The organism is Rhodopseudomonas sp., assembly GCF_013377015.1.
In the GTDB taxonomy this organism is placed as follows: domain Bacteria; phylum Pseudomonadota; class Alphaproteobacteria; order Rhizobiales; family Xanthobacteraceae; genus JARJEH01.
The window spans coordinates 160,718-175,823 of sequence record NZ_JACABA010000002.1 but is presented as its reverse complement, the minus strand read 5'-3'; the positions used below and the strand labels follow the sequence as shown (position 1 = coordinate 175,823).

11 protein-coding genes and 2 tRNA genes are annotated in these 15,106 nt (G+C 65.3%); 2 read left to right on the top strand and 11 right to left on the bottom strand.

The genetic code is table 11. The features are described from left to right. Nucleotides 1–99: 99 nt before the first annotated feature. The 3 genes from HXX15_RS09100 to HXX15_RS09090 form a co-directional block, all read right to left on the bottom strand. The gene (locus tag HXX15_RS09100) at nt 100–879 is read right to left on the bottom strand and encodes a PopZ family protein (RefSeq protein ID WP_296515248.1); all 780 of its coding nucleotides are present in this window, start codon (nt 877–879) and stop codon (nt 100–102) included. 301 nt (nt 880–1,180) lie between these two features. Further along, the gene (locus tag HXX15_RS09095) at nt 1,181–2,581 is read right to left on the bottom strand and encodes a TolC family outer membrane protein (protein WP_296515246.1); all 1,401 of its coding nucleotides are present in this window, start codon (nt 2,579–2,581) and stop codon (nt 1,181–1,183) included. 214 nt (nt 2,582–2,795) lie between these two features. Continuing rightward, a complete protein-coding gene (locus HXX15_RS09090) occupies nt 2,796–3,461 on the bottom strand; it encodes a protein-L-isoaspartate O-methyltransferase (protein ID WP_296515244.1) in 666 nt (221 codons plus the stop codon). A 174-nt stretch (nt 3,462–3,635) separates the two neighbouring features. Between HXX15_RS09090 and HXX15_RS09085 the strand changes: the two genes are divergently transcribed. After that, nucleotides 3,636–3,710, top strand: a tRNA-Asn gene (locus HXX15_RS09085). Between the two features lie 230 nt (nt 3,711–3,940). Here HXX15_RS09085 and HXX15_RS09080 read toward each other — a convergent pair. Next, nucleotides 3,941–4,201 carry a hypothetical protein gene (locus tag HXX15_RS09080; RefSeq protein WP_296515241.1) on the bottom strand — a complete coding sequence of 87 codons (261 nt, stop codon included), beginning with the start codon at nt 4,199–4,201 and terminating at the stop codon, nt 3,941–3,943. Nucleotides 4,202–4,429: 228 nt separating this feature from the next. Between HXX15_RS09080 and HXX15_RS09075 the strand changes: the two genes are divergently transcribed. Beyond that, a complete protein-coding gene (locus tag HXX15_RS09075) occupies nt 4,430–4,621 on the top strand; it encodes a hypothetical protein (RefSeq protein WP_296515240.1) in 192 nt (63 codons plus the stop codon). A 107-nt stretch (nt 4,622–4,728) separates the two neighbouring features. On the opposite strand, the gene HXX15_RS09070 is transcribed toward HXX15_RS09075, so the two are convergent. The 7 genes from HXX15_RS09070 to HXX15_RS09040 form a co-directional block, all read right to left on the bottom strand. Next, entirely contained in the window at nt 4,729–4,875 is a 147-nt protein-coding gene (locus HXX15_RS09070; RefSeq protein WP_296515237.1) for a hypothetical protein, read from the bottom strand. 169 nt (nt 4,876–5,044) lie between these two features. Beyond that, nucleotides 5,045–5,118, bottom strand: a tRNA-Cys gene (locus HXX15_RS09065). A gap of 53 nt (nt 5,119–5,171) precedes the next feature. Continuing rightward, nucleotides 5,172–5,900, bottom strand: a complete 729-nt coding sequence (locus HXX15_RS09060; protein ID WP_296515235.1) for a tRNA-uridine aminocarboxypropyltransferase — start codon at nt 5,898–5,900, stop codon at nt 5,172–5,174. Between the two features lie 57 nt (nt 5,901–5,957). Next, a complete protein-coding gene (locus tag HXX15_RS09055) occupies nt 5,958–9,062 on the bottom strand; it encodes an efflux RND transporter permease subunit (protein WP_296515233.1) in 3,105 nt (1,034 codons plus the stop codon). Continuing rightward, nucleotides 9,062–12,187, bottom strand: a complete 3,126-nt coding sequence (locus HXX15_RS09050; protein WP_296515231.1) for an efflux RND transporter permease subunit — start codon at nt 12,185–12,187, stop codon at nt 9,062–9,064. Before HXX15_RS09050 ends, HXX15_RS09055 begins: the two co-directional genes overlap by 1 nt. A 9-nt stretch (nt 12,188–12,196) precedes the next feature. Continuing rightward, the gene (locus HXX15_RS09045; RefSeq protein ID WP_296515229.1) at nt 12,197–13,516 is read right to left on the bottom strand and encodes an efflux RND transporter periplasmic adaptor subunit; all 1,320 of its coding nucleotides are present in this window, start codon (nt 13,514–13,516) and stop codon (nt 12,197–12,199) included. Next, nucleotides 13,506–14,954, bottom strand: a complete 1,449-nt coding sequence (locus tag HXX15_RS09040) for an efflux transporter outer membrane subunit (protein ID WP_296515227.1) — start codon at nt 14,952–14,954, stop codon at nt 13,506–13,508. The genes HXX15_RS09045 and HXX15_RS09040 overlap by 11 nt, the downstream gene beginning before the upstream one ends. Nucleotides 14,955–15,106: the final 152 nt, after the last annotated feature.

Here is a 15,106-nt window from a genome sequence, read left to right as displayed (position 1 = left end):
CAGGCAGCGTGCGCAACGCACCCGCCCCACGCGGCTAGAAACCTTCCGGCGCGCCGCAAGTCAACCACAACGGGACCATCAATTCGGTCGGCCGACGCGTCAGCGGCCGCGGGAAACCCGTTCGATTTCCGCCTTGACGATCCGTTCGACCAGCGTCGGTAGATTATCGTCGAGCCAGGATTTCAACATCGGCCGCAGCATTTCCTTGACCAGATCTTCCAGCGTGCGGGCATTATTGCTCAGCACCGTGTTGGCCAGCGAATTGAACGCCGACTCCACGGCGGTGACGGTCGAACGCGACAGGATCTGCTGCGGCGCCGGTTCCGGCGCCCACTGCTCCGGCGCCGGCGGTTCGTATGCCGGCTCGCGATTCCGCTCTTTCGGCGAGGCGAATTCGGCGAATTCCACGTCGTCTTCCAGCGCCTGCTTCTGGAACGAAGATTGCGGCACAGGAGTCGTCGGATTTGGCGGCGGCGGGTCAGGCAGCGCCATCTCATCGGTGAGTTCGAACACGTCACCGTCCGGCAGCGGCGGCCGCACCTCTTCTTCGGTGGTCGTGGCGTCGAGGCCGGCCAGCAGGGCGTCGATATCGTCCTGATTGTTGCTGACGGCTGCCGGGGCTGGTGGCGGCGGGGCCGGCGCTTCTACGGGCTTGGCAGCTGCAGCTGCCTTTACCGGCGCCGCGGCGGGGGTATTGGTCATCGCAGCAACCTTGGACACAGGCGTAACCGCCTTCGGGGGTTCCGGCTTGGTCGCCACCACGGCCGGCGGCTCCTTGGCGGTGGTCACGGGTTTCGCTTCGTCGTCGGCGATGATGCGACGAATCGACGCCAGAATCTCCTCCATCGAGGGCTCTTGGACCTTTGCAGGCTGCGTCATCTCCGACTCCACATCATCAACGCCTTTCTCAGCGCTTTATACCAAAGCGGCGCAGGAATTGCCGGTTTCGGAATGGCAATGCCGACTTTCATCGAGCAAACCTGACTTGTCCCCAAGATCAAGCTTGGCACGATCCGCGGCGCGGCCAGCGGGCATCGAAACGCGCCAAATCCGACCGAGCTGCCGACGCGGACGCAGCACGAATCGCCCTACTTCCTCGTAGGACGGTATGTCATTGCAATAAATGATTGCAAGCAAAGGGGCCTCGACGACGCCCGCGGCAATGCTACGGACGCTCGACTCAGTGTCCGTCCGGTGTACGAACGCCGATCCAGCTGTCGCGGATCTGATGATAATGCACGCTGGGATCATAGACCTCGGTATTGAGGTTGAGAACCTGCGGCGACAATCGGCCCACCGCGTTCAACGCCGCGTAGGATGCGACCACCCGGTCATGTTGCGCGGTGACCAAAGCGACGCGTGCATTGACCAACGCCTGCTGCGCATTCAGCACGTCCAATGTGGTGCGTTGGCCGGCCCTGGCTTCCTCGCGGACACCGTTGAGCGCGATCTCCGACGCCTTGACCTGGGCCTGAGCCGAGGATACCTGCGCCCGGCCCGCCAGCAACTGGCCCCAGGCTTGAGCTACCCCGGCGCGGGTCTGGTCGCGAACCTGTTCGAGATTGAGACGCTGCTGCGCCAGCGTCTCCTTCGACTGCCGGATCAAGGCGTATTCGCCGCCGCCCTGGAACACCGGGATCGACAGCTGCGCGATCCCGGTGGCGACAAATTGCCGAGGAACCGTAATCGATTGTTCGTAGGCCTGCTGTGCGCTGGCCTGCACCGTCAGCGTCGGGAACAACGCGCCCTCAGCAACCTTGACGTTGAGATAACTGACATCGATGCCGAACATTGAGGCGGTGACGTTCGGATTTTCCGTCAGCCCCAGTTCGACCGCTTGCGGCAGATTCGACGGCAGGAAGCGATCGACCGGCGAGCCCGGCGCCAATCGATCGGGCTCGTTGCCGACGATTCGGCGGAAATTCGCACGGGTGGTGACGAGATTGGATTCCGCCGTGAGCTGCTGGGTACGGCCGGCGGCCAGTTGGGCCTCCGATTGCGCCACGTCGGTGCGCGTCACCTCGCCGACGTTGAAGCGATCGCGCGTCTGCTTCAGGGTCTGCTCGAGCACCCGGACGTTGCTGCGCTGAACTTCGACGATCGCGGAGTCACGGAGGTAATCCATGTAGATCGTTGCCGCTGCGAGTAGCACCGACTGTTCCAGCACGCGCAATCCTTCGCGCGCCGACGAGACCTGGCCTTCGGCGGCTCGGGTCCGGTTCGCGGTTTGCTGACCGTTGAACAGAGTCTGGGTGAGCGTCGCGCCGACGGCGCGTGGCGTCTGCGCACCGTTGAGATGAGAGGTTGGACTGCCGCTGCCGACGACGCCGGAAATCACATCGGTGTACTGATAGCCGCCGCTCGCCGTCACCGCGACGCGCGGACGATAGCCCGATAGCGCCTGCGGTACGTTCTCGTCGACCGAACGAACCGAGGCGCGCTGCGCGTTCAGTTGCGGATTGGTCTGATAGGCCCGCACCAGCGCCGATTCGATGGTGTCGGCCAAAACCGGAGTCGGACCGAAACATGCCATCATGATGCCGGTCACGGCAACGCCGGTCACTCGTTTAACACCACGCATCCCTAGCAATCCAATCCTACCGTTCGCTGATCCCGAGGCAGCCCGAAAACGCTGAAAGCGCTCGCATCTTTCGAAAGCCCCACGATGTCCCGCCGCACCATAAGCCACGACACGGGCCGACGGAACCCCCGCGACCGCATCGCGGTCGAAACTCTCTGGCTGGGACATCCAAGCCACACTTCTGATTCAAAACGTAAATTGGCCTGAAAACAGGCTAGAAAACGAACGCCGGGGCGCGTTGCAGTTCCGGCAGCACCGGTACTGTGGTGTCGAACACCACCCGAGTTCCGAAGTCGTTTTTCGACCGCGTCACGATCATGGCGCGCTGCGGCCGCTCGGTGGCGAATACGCCGACCAGGCGTCCGCCCTGCTTCAACTGCCCGTAGAGCCCCGTCGGGACGATTTCGGTGGCGCCGTTGAGGAGAATGACGTCGTACGGCCCCTCCTCCGGGCAGCCCGCCGCGGCGGGCGCGGTCCGGACGCTGACATTGCCGAATCGAAGTCCGGTCAGGATCGCCGCGGCCTTCGCAGCCAGCGCGGCATCGCCGACGGTGGCCGTGACCCGGCCGGCGAGCTTTGCCGCCAGCGCGGCGACATAGCCGGTGGCGCAACCGACCACCAGCACATGGTCGGTCGGCGCGATGCCGGCGGACTGCAGCAGCCTCGCCGTCACCACCGGCTTGATCAGAAACTCCTTGGCCGCGCCATTGCCGCCGACCTCAATATCGATGTCGAGATAGGCCAAAGCGCGCTGCGATTCCGGGACAAAGGCCTCGCGCGGTACCGCCCGCATCGCGTCGATGATTCGCCAATCCGTCACGCTGCTGGGCCTGATTTGACCATCGACCATGTTCTGACGCGCGGTGGCGAAATCCGACATCGGCATTCCTTGCGTTGCTGGAGACTGCATCATCCTTGATGCAAGGCGACCCAAAACGCAACATGCGGCGAACCCCGCCCAGCCAAAGGCTGATCGCGCCTTCGCTCGGATTTGTGCTTTGCAAGGCCGAACGGCTTTGTTATACGCAGCCTCGCGAGCTTCGCTTCGCTCTGTTCCCTGGTAGCTCAGTGGTAGAGCAACCGGCTGTTAACCGGTTGGTCGCTGGTTCGAATCCGGCCCGGGGAGCCAACATTTCCAAGCCTATACTGCAAGCCTGCATTGATTGAGCCACCGCGCTCGCCTGGTTTGGCGGGTCGGGCGCTCGCCTTGTGCCAGCCGCGTGATTCGTCGTCGAGCACGCCATGCCACCCCAATCGGACCCGATCGCCTCCAAGCCCGCGATTCTGCAGCCGTGGTCGACCATCGTCGCGCCGATTCGGTTAACCGCGCAGCGACCATGATCGCAACGCGGCGCAGACTTATTGTTCGAACACGACGCGGCAGGCATCGCTGAGGCTGTCGCGCTTACGGCGCAGGCAGGCGGTGATCGCGGCGCGGTTCGGGATTTCGCCTGCGCACAATCGGTAGACGTCGGGGGTACACGCGCGCTTCTGTTCTGCGGTGGCGATCGGCTGCGCTTCGGCCAGGCCGACCAGCAGCGTCGCCAGCAAACCGCCCAGCAACGCGGCGCGATGGCCTCGCCGCGATGCGCCGCTAGACCGCAGGATCTTGGTTGTCATACCGCCGCCTCCTCCGCTCGATTGTCGTCCGCCTGAGGTCGAAGACTAGCCGACAGTGTGCGTGATTTCTGTGATTTGTCTCACAGAGTCAGGTGCGGGATTTCGTCTCATCCAGCGTTGCGCGACCGCGGCCGCCGCACCGCAGCCGCGATCGATAAAATTTTAGCGACCAATTCAACCGGCCCACAAAGTGTTTCTGGGACAGTCCCTGACAACAGGGAGCGGGCCATGACAGAAGCCGAATACGATCAGTTGCTGGACCTCGTCGCGGAAGCGATCGAGACCGGCCCACAGGACAATTTCCTGATCGGCGACCGGGGCGGCCAGAACGTCTTGAGATTCGTGCGGCGGGCAGCCAACGACAATCAACTCGAATGGCCCTTGGTGCCGTTTCCGGCGGGCTGGCACGCCTCGTGCTGAATCCGAGCGCGCAAGCGTCGTACTGAAGATCGACGAGGCGCCCGTCGCATTGCGGCCCGCGCTCGAACCATTAGGGCAAACAATCCACGCAGAGGTTTGCTGATCGGTCAGTCGAGCGGCTTGTCGTCGTCGGTTGAGGGCTCTGCTTCCAACGAGCAAATGTCGCCACCGCCCAAGTCTTCCTCCGGCGGCGGTTCGGAACGCTTGGGGGGTGGGGCCGGCTTATCGTGCGGCCGCTTTTTGCGGTTGGCCATGCTGCTCTCCGGTGTCGAACGCCTGTCAGCCATGGATGACGGCCTCGTGGCGGACGATGTTGATCTGCCCCATGACGGCTCGCCGCCCTGCCCTGACACTCAGCCGATGCTATGGAACCGGGATCGACCTCTCCACGAAGATCGCAACACAAGTTGTTGATTGTGTTGTTGGAGGCCACGTCGGGACTCGAACCCGAGTAAACGGTTTTGCAGACCGGCGCGTAACCACTCCGCCACGTGGCCCCATGAGTGGTTTCTATACGCCCGTCGGGCGATAGGCAACCGGAGCCGCCCGGTCAGGCCTTCTTGCGGCGGCGGTAGTCGCGCTTCTTCGGCTTCGGCGCCAGTTCGGGCATCTCGGCCTGGACCTCGCGATAGCGCGCCAGCATCCGGTCGAAGGCGCCCATCAGGGTGGCCTCGATATCCGGCCGCTTTTCCAGGCTGCCGAGCAGCATAGCGGCGGCCTCGATGGTCGACAGCCCGTCGCTGCGCGGCTCTTTCCGCAGCTTGCCGTAGCGCGACGGCGCCTTGGGGCCGAGAACCACCCGCTGGCATTTCAGCATCCAGGCGTTGCGCCACCAAAGGGCCTTGGCCTGGCTCCAAGTGCCGTCGAGCAGCACGATGCCCTGGATGTCCTTCAGAATGGCGCGCTGGTTCTCCAGCACTTCGCCCTTGCGGCCGATCGCCACGATGTCGCGGTCGGTGTCGAGATCGGCAACCTTCGCGGAGCCGAGATACAGCACCGCCCAGCGCGACGGATCGTCGACCTGGCGCCCCAGCGCCTTCGACAGGCTCGGCCAGGACAGCCCGATTCGCACCACCGCGTCTGGAAAATGCAGCGCGGCCAGCCGCGCGGTGCCGAGCGCGCGGTCCTGCTCCTGCGGATGCTGCAGGATCAGCAGATCGATCCGGTTTTCGATCGGTTCGATACTGTCGCAGATGCACAGCGGCAGCGGCTTGCCGCAATGCGGACATTCCGGGATCGGCTCTGGGGCCCCGGCTTCAGGTTGCGAAATCTTGGACATTGCTCGCTATACGCCGCGCCGCATTGGGCTTCAACCACGGCGATCAGCGGCCGGCTTCTATTCGGCCGGAACGGCGGCCGGCGCCCGCCGCCATTTCTGCCGCAGCCGGTCGATCAGCAGGTAGATCACCGGGGTCGTGTACAGCGTCAGGATCTGCGACACCACCAGCCCGCCGATGATGGTGATGCCGAGCGGCCGCCGCAGCTCGGTGCCCGGGCCGATCGCCACAACCAGCGGAATCCCGGCGAACAGCGCCGCCAGCGTCGTCATCAGGATCGGGCGAAACCGCACGATACAGGCCTCGAAGATCGCGTCGGCCGACGACAGGCCGCGGCTGCGTTCCGCCTCCAGCGCGAAATCCACCATCATGATGCCGTTCTTCTTGACGATGCCGATCAGCAGGATGATCCCCACAAAGGCGATCACCGTCAGCGGCGTGCCGGTGATCTGCAGCGCCAGCAACGCGCCGAGTCCGGCCGACGGCAGCGTCGAGATGATGGTCAAAGGATGCGCCAGGCTCTCGTACAGCACGCCGAGCACGATATACATCGCGATGAAGGCGGCGAGGATCAGCACCGGCTGCTTGCTGCTGGTCTTGCCGAGATCGCCGGCATTGCCGTCGAACGAGCCACGGATGCCTTCGGGCATGTGGAGTTCGTCGACCGCGCGCTGGATGTTGGCGGTCGCGATCTGCAATGGTAGGTCCGGAAGGGTGTTGAACGACACCGTGACCGAAGGCACCGATTGCGAGTGATACACCGCCAGCGCCGACAGGCCGCGTTGCGCCTGCACCACCGCCGACAGCGGAACCTGGGCGCCGCCCGCGCCGGCGACGAAGATCCGCTCCAGATCCGACGGATCGCTCTGGAATTTCGGATCAGTCTCCAGCACCACCTGGTACTGATTGCGCTGGGTGTAGATCGTCGAAATCTGCCGCTGCGAGAACGCATTGTTGAGCGCGTTGTCAATGTCCTGGACCCGGACCCCGAGCCGCGACGCGGTCTTGCGGTCGATCGACAGCGTCAGTTCCAACCCGCCCGGATCGCGGTCGCTGGAGACATCGGTGATACCCTCGACACTCTCCATCCGCTTGCTGACCAGCGGCGCCCATTTTTGCAATAGATCGAGATCGGTGCTGGCCAGGGTGTATTGGTAATTGGAATCGCTCTGCCGTCCGCCGGCGCGCAGATCTTGGGCTGCAAACATGAACAGCCTGATCCCCGCCACCGTACCGAGATTCTTGCGCATGCGGTCGATCACCTGCTCGGTGGTGACGCCGCCGCGCTGTTCCAGCGACTTCAGGTTGATGAACATGGTGCCGCGGTTGGAGCCGCCGCCGCCGGGACCGCCGCTGCCGCCCAGCACTGAGCCGACGCCGTCGACCGCGGGATCGACCATCACGATATCGGCTAGCTGCTCCTGCAATTGCCGCATTGCCTGGAACGAAATGTCCGCCGAGGCCCGCGTCGCTCCGATCACGAAGCCAGAATCGTCGGTCGGAAAATAGCCTTTCGGAATCTTCACGAACATCGTCACGGTGAGCGCGATGGTGGCGAAGAACACCACCATGGTCAGGCCCGGATAGCCCAGCACGGCGCGCAGCGTCCATTCGTAGAACCCGACGATGCGCGCCAGCCCGCCTTCGACGCCGCGGTCGAACCAGGTCTCCTTCGCCGAGACCGGCGCGCGGATGTAGTGCGCGCAGATCATCGGCGTCACTGTCAGCGACACCACGGTCGACACCGCGATGGCGAAGGTCAGCGTCAGCGAGAACTCCCGCAACAGCCGGCCGACGATGCCGTCCATGAAGATCAACGGCGCGAACGCCGCCACCAGCGACAGGCTGATCGACAGCACGGTGAAGCCGATCTGCTTGGCACCGTCGAGCGCGGCCTGCATCGGCGCCATGCCGCGTTCGAGGTTGCGGTACATGTTCTCGATCATGACGATGGCGTCGTCGACCACGAAGCCGACCGCGATCGCCAAGGCCATCAGCGACAAGTTGTTGATCGAAAATCCGGACAGCCACATCCCGGCGCAGGTTCCCGCCAGCGCCAGCGGCACCGACACCCCCGCCGCGATGGTTGGCGTCAGCCGCCGCAGAAACACGAACACCACCAGCATCACCAGGATCGCGGTCGCTAGCAGCGTCCACTGCATGTCGGCGACGCTGGCGCGGATGGTGCCGGTGCGGTCGGTCACCACCGAGATCTCCACCCCGGCGGGAATCCACTGCTTCAGTTCCGGCAGCAGCGCCTTGACCCGGTCGACGGTGTCGATGACGTTGGCGTCGCCCTGCTTGGTAATCTGGATCAGCACCGCCGGCTGTTTGTTGAACCAGGCGATGGTGCGGCTGCTCCGGGTCGCGTCCGATACTACGGCGACGTCGGACAACCGGACCGAATTGCCATTGATGCTCTTGATCACGATGTCGCGGAATTCAGCCGCGGTCCGCATCTGGCGGTTGGTCGACAGCGTCTCGCTCTGCTGCGCGCCGTTGAAGATCCCGACCGGACCCAGCGGGTTGGCGTTGACGATCGCGGTCCGAACAGCATCGGTTGAAATTCCGGCGGTCGACAGCGCCACCGGATTGAGCGCGATCCGCACCGCCGGCTGGTCGGCGCCGCTGACAGTGACGTCGCCGACGCCCGGCACCTGCGAGATGCGCTGCGCCAGCACGGTGTCGGCAACATCATAGACCGCGCTCGCCGCCATCGTCTTCGAGGTCAGCGCCAGGATGAACACCGGAGCTGCGGCGGAATTGAATTTTCGGAACTTGGGCAAGGTCGGCAGATCGCTCGGCAGGTCGCTGAGCGAGGCGTTGATCGCCGCCTGGACGTCGCGCGCGGCACGATCAAGTTGGCGGCCCATCGCAAATTGAAGCTGAATGTTGGTCGTGCCCAGCGAACTCGTCGATGTGATCTTGTCGATACCGGCGATTTCGCCGAGCCGCCGCTCCAGCGGCGCCGCCACCGTCGCCGCCATCACCGAGGGGTCTGCGCCCGGGCGCGACGCCGAGACCATGATCATCGGAAAATCGACATTCGGCAGCGCCGCCACCGGCAGAAACCCGTAGGCGACGAAGCCAAGTAGCAATAGCCCGATGGCCAGCAACGTGGTGCCAATCGGCCGCCGGATGAACGGCGCGGACAACGAGGCCATTACGGCGCCTCCCCGGCCGCGCCGCCGAGCGGCGGCGCCGGCTCGACCGGCGGCAGCGCCCTCTCGACCCGGCGATTGATGCGGTCGAGCGCCAGATAGATCACCGGCGTGGTGTACAGCGTCAACAGTTGGCTGAGCAACAGGCCGCCGACGATCGAGATGCCCAGCGGAAACCGCAATTCGGCGCCGGTGCCGCTTTCGACCGCCAGCGGCAGCGCGCCGAACAGCGCCGCCAGCGTCGTCATCATGATCGGGCGAAACCGCAGCAGGCAGGCCTGCACGATGGCGTCGTAGGGCGACAGCCCTTTGTGGCGCTCGGCCTCGAGCGCGAAGTCGATCATCATGATCGCGTTCTTCTTGACGATCCCCATCAACAGGATGATGCCGATCAGCCCGATCACCGACAGATCCTGCCCGAACAGCATCAGCGCCAGGATCGCGCCGACGCCAGCCGAAGGCAGCGTCGACAAGATCGTGATCGGATGGATGTAGCTCTCATACAGCACGCCGAGCACGATGTAGATCGTCACCAATGCGGCGAGGATCAGCCAGGGCTGGCCGGCCAGCGATTTGGCGAATTCGGCGGCGTCGCCGCTGTACTGGCCGACGATGCTGCCCGGCATGCCGATCCGTTGCTCGATCGCCGTTACCGCCTTTACAGCGTCGCCGAGCGCGGCGTCCGGCGCCAGATTGAAGCTCAGCGAAACCGAGGGAAACTGCGCCTGATGCGAGATCGCCAGCGGCGCGGTGGTCCGGGTCATCGTCGCCACCGCGGAGATCGGCACCTGCGCGCCGCCGGTACCGGGGACATAGAGCTTCGACAGCACCGACGGGTCGCGCTGATATTCCGGCATCGCCTCCAGCACCACGCGGTATTGGTTGGCCTGGCCGTAGATGGTCGAGATCTGCCGCTGCGCAAAGGCGTCGTTCAGCGTGTCGTTGACCGCCTGGATGCTGACGCCGAGTTGACCGGCACGCTGACGATTGATGTCCAGCGCGGCGCGCAGGCCGCCGTCCTGGGCTTCCGACGACACGTCGCGGAACAACGGATCGCGGCGCAATTCGCCGACCAGGCGGCTCGCCCACAGCCCCACTTGCGCGGTATCGGTGCCGGTCAGCGTGTATTGATACTGCGAGCGGCTGGACTGCGTGCTGATTTGGACGTCCTGCACCGCCTGGAAGTAAACTGTCATACCGGGGATCGCCGCGACCCGCTGTTTCAGCCGCGTGATCACCTCGGAGACATCTGCCTTGCGTTCGCCGCGCGGCTTTAAATTCATCACCAGCCGGCCGACATTGGTGGTGGGATTGACCGAGCCGGCGCCGATCACCGAGACCACGCCGGTGACGTCGGGGTCGGCCTTGATGGTGTCGGCGGTTTCGGTCTGCCGCGCCTGCATCTCGGCGAACGAGACGCCGGGGCCTGCCTCCGTCACCGCGGTGATCGAGGCGGTGTCCTGCAGCGGCAGAAAGCCCTTCGGCGCGACCACATAAAGGACCAGCGTCGCCGCGACGGTGACGAAGGTCAGCACCAGTGTGGCGCGCTGGCGCTGCAACACCCACAGCAGCGAGCGGTGATAGAATTCGGCGCCGCGGTCGATCCAGCCGCTCACCGTCGCGAGCCCCGGCAGCTGTCGCTCCTCGCCGGCGTGTTTCAGAAGCCGCGAGCACATCATCGGCGTCAGCGTCAGCGACACGATCGCCGAGGTCACCACCGCGATGGTCAGCGTCAGCGCGAATTCGCGAAACATCCGGCCGACCAGTCCGGACATGAAAAGCAGCGGGATGAACACCGCAATCAGCGACACCGTCAGCGAGATCACGGTGAAACCGATCTCGCTGGCGCCGGACAGCGCTGCCTGCATCGGGCTTTCGCCGTCCTCCATATGTCGAACGATGTTCTCGATCATCACGATGGCGTCGTCGACCACGAAGCCGGTGCCGATCGTGAGCGCCATCAGCGACAGATTGTCGAGGCTGAAGCCGGCGAAATACATGATGCCGAACGAGGTGATTAGCGACAGCGGCAGCGCCACGCCGGCGATGATGGTGGCGCGCAATGAGCGCAGGAACAGCAGCACCACCAGCGTCACCAGGACCACGCTCAAAATTAGCGTGAACTGCACGTCGCGGACCGAGGCCCGGATTGTAACGGTGCGGTCGCTAACCACGGTGAGCTTGACCCCGGCAGGGATCGCGCGCTGCACCTTGGGGATCTCGTCGCGGATCTGGCGCACCACCTCGATCACATTGGCGCCGGGCTGGCGCTGGATGTCGAGGATCACCGCCGGCGTGCCGTTGTACCAGCCTCCGGTGCGGTCGTTCTCCAGCCCGTCGACGATCACCGCGACGTCGCCGATCGTGACCGGCGCGCCATTGCGATAGGCGATAATGATTGGCTGGTAGGCCTCGGCCGCCGCGATCTGGTCGTTGGCGGCGATGGTGTAAGCCTGCTGGCTGCCGTCGAGCGATCCCTTTGGTCCGGAGACATTGGCGCCGGCGATCGCGGTGCGCAGATCCTCCATCGAGATGCCGTAGGCGGCCAGCCGCGACAGATCGGCCTGCACCCGCACCGCGGGCTTCAGCCCGCCGAGCACCGTCACCTTGCCGACTCCGGAGATCTGGCTCAGCCGCTGCGCCAGCAACGTATCGGCGATGTCGCTCATCGCCCGCAGCGAACTGGTTTCCGACGTCAGCGCCAGCGTCAGCACCGGCGCATCGGCCGGGTTTACCTTTGCGTAGGTCGGCGGGTACGGCAGATTCCTCGGCAGAATGCCGGCGGCGGCGTTGATCGCGGCCTGCACGTCCTGGGTGGCGCCGTCGATGTCGCGGTTGAGGTCGAATTGCAGCGAGACCTGGCTGACGCCGAACGAACTGGTCGAGGTCATCCCGCTCAGTGACGGGATCTGGCCGAGCTGGCGCTCCAGCGGCGCAGTGATCAAGGATGCGACCACGTCGGGGCTGGCGCCGGGCAGCTGGGTCGTGACCTGAACGGTGGGAAAGTCGACCTGCGGCAGCGCCGAGACCGGCAGCCCCCAATAGCCGAGCAGGCCGCCGAGCAGCAGCGCGATTCCCAGCAGCGAGGTCGCGACCGGGCGGCGAATGAACGGTTCCGAGACGCTCATGGTGGCGTCCTATCCGACGCTTGGAGGCGTCATTGCGGCGGCGCCTTCGCGCCACGGTCCTTCGTCGCCCTCGCCCTGGCCGGTATCGCCCTCGCCGCGCTTGGTTCGCTTGCGCGGCGCGAGATCCGGGGTCGGCGTCTGATCATTGTTGCCGATCGCCACCCTGGCGCCATCCGACAGATTGGCGAAGCCGGTGGTGACGACGCGATCGGTGGCCGCGAGACCGCTGGCGATCACCGCGTCGGTCTCATTCTGCTGCGTCACCTTGACGGCGCGCGCCGTCACCACGTCGCCCTCGCCGATCACGTAGCTGAAGGTGCCGGCGGGACCGCGCTGCACCGCCGAGGTCGGAACCACCAGCGCCTGCGGCAGCGTTTCCACTTTCAGCCGCACATTGACGAACTGCCCCGGCCAGAGCTGAAAGCTGGCGTTAGGGAACTCGGCCTTCAGCTTGACGGTGCCGGTGGTTTGATCGACCTGGTTGTCGATGCCCTTCAGGGTCCCGCGATCGACCACGGTGACGCCGTCATTGCCGAACACGTCGACGCTGAGCGGGCCTTTCGCCGCGGCGGCGTTGACCCGGACGATCTGCTGCTGCGGCAGGCTGAACTGGACGGCGATCGGCTGCAACTGGGTGATCACGACAAGGCCGGTGGCATCCGAGGCGCGGATGATGTTGCCCTGATCGACCTGCCGCAACCCGGCACGGCCCGAGATCGGCGCCACCACCTTGGTGTAGCCGAGCGTTGCGGCGGCGTTGTCGATCGCGGCCTGATCGGAGCGGACCTGCGCCTCGAGTTGCGCCACGCTCGCCCGCTGGGTATCGGCCTGCTGCTTGGAGCCGGCGTTGGACGCCGCGAGCTGCTGATAGCGCGTCAGATCGATCCGCGCATTGGCGAGTTGGGCTTCGTCCTGCGCCTTCTTGGCCATCGCCTGGTCGTATTGCGCCTTGTAGATCGCCGGATCGATCTCGGCGAGCACGTCGCCGGCCTTGACGTCCTGGCCCTCGATGAAATTGATCGCCGTCAGCTTGCCGTCGACCTGGGCGCGCACCGTGACGTTGTTCAAGGCGCGCACCGAGCCGACGCCATCGAGATAAACCGGCACGTCGGCGACCTTCGGGATCGCGGCGAGCACCGGCACCGTCAGATTCGGGCGCTCCCGGCTGGCGGTCTGCTTGTTCTGGAATGCCTGCCAGCCGAGATAGCCGAGGCCGCCGAGGATCACCGCCGTCACCGCCAGCGACACCGTCCTTCGCCGCACACGCGAAGCGACGCGGGCGACGCCGCCGGTGTTCGCGGCTTCATTCTTATCCGGCTTAAAGAGCATTGACCGGCTTCTCCATCCTCGGCTCCCAACCGCCCCCCAGCGCCTGATACAAACTAACGATCGCCAGAAGCCGCGACAGCTGGGTCTGGATCAACGAATCTTCGGCCTGAAACAGCGTCAATTGGGTGTTTAGCACAGTTACGATGTCGGCCGTTCCGGCGCGTAATTTCTGTTCGGCAAGATCGAACGCGCGCCGCGAGGACGACACCACGTCACGCTGCAGCCGCAGCCGCTCGGTGTTCTGGCGGATCGACTCCAGTGCGGTGTCGACGTCGGCAAAGGCGGACACCACCGTCTTGCGGTAGGTCTGCAGCAATTCGTCCTGCCGGGCCTTGTTGTATTCGAAGTTGCCGAGAATCCGGCCGCCGTCGAAAATCGGCTGGGTCAGGCCAGCGGCAAGGCTGTAAAACGCCGCATGCGGGGTAAACAGCGCGGCCAGTGCCGCGCTTTGATAGCCGCCCTGCCCGGTCAACTGGATGCTCGGAAAGAACTGTGCCCGGGCGCTGCCGACATTCGCCGTGGCGAGTGCAAGCTGTGCTTCCTGACGCCTGATGTCGGGACGCTGCGTCAACAGTTCCGACGGCAGCCCCGGGGTGACGCGCGGCGATGCGATCCGGTTCAGCGAACCGCCGAGAACGCGGACGCGCTCCGGCGGCCGCGCCACCAGCGTCGCCAGCGCGTTGAGGTTCTGCGCCAGCGTCTGGCGCAGCGGCGGCACCGCGGCGCGCTGATTGGCCAGCACGCTTTCCTGCTGCGCGACGTCGAGATCGCTGCCGGTGCCGGCGGCGAGCCGCTGCTTGATGGCGTCGAGGATCCGCCGCGCGCTGGCGATGTTGCGCTCCGCGGTCCGGATCCGGTCCTGCGCGGCCAGCACCTGGAAATAGGCGTTGGCGACGCTGGCCATGGCCGTCAGCGCCACGACGTCACGGTCGAACCGGTTGGCGGTAGACAGTTCCTCCGCGGCCTGCGCGGCGTCGCGATTCTTGCCCCAGAAGTCGATTTCATAGCTGGCGCTGAGCGACGACGAATAGGTGGTGAATTCGCGGCCGGAGCTGCTGGTGAGGCTACCGCTCGACCCAGAGCTTTTCGAGCGCGTCACCTGGTCGCCAGTGCTGAGACTGGGCAGCAACGCCGCGCCCGCGATCCGCGCCTGGGCGTCGGCCTGGATGATTCGCGCGGTCGCCGCCGCGATGTCGAGATTGACGGTCTGCGCCTCTTCCATCAGCGCAGTCAGCTCGGGGGAGCGGAAGCCGCGCCACCAGTCCAGCGTCGGCGGCGCCTCGGCCGCGGTCAGGCGCGCCGCCTTGTAGCCATCCGGGACATCGAGCGCGGGGTTTGGCAGGTCGCTGGTCAGAATGCAGCCGCCGGTCGCGGCGGCAACCGCGAGGGCAGCCACGATCCTGACCGAAGCTCCAAGGTAACGAAGTGTGGCGCTCATGCCCGCGGCATTCCGGCGCACCGCGCGACCAACCGCCGCACGGCTCTCGCCCCCGAGTTCCATGCCGCACGATATATTCCGCGAGTCAGTTGCGACACGTCCACAGCAGAGCGCTTTCTTGCAATCAGGCCCCTATTGTAGCGGCCGGAATG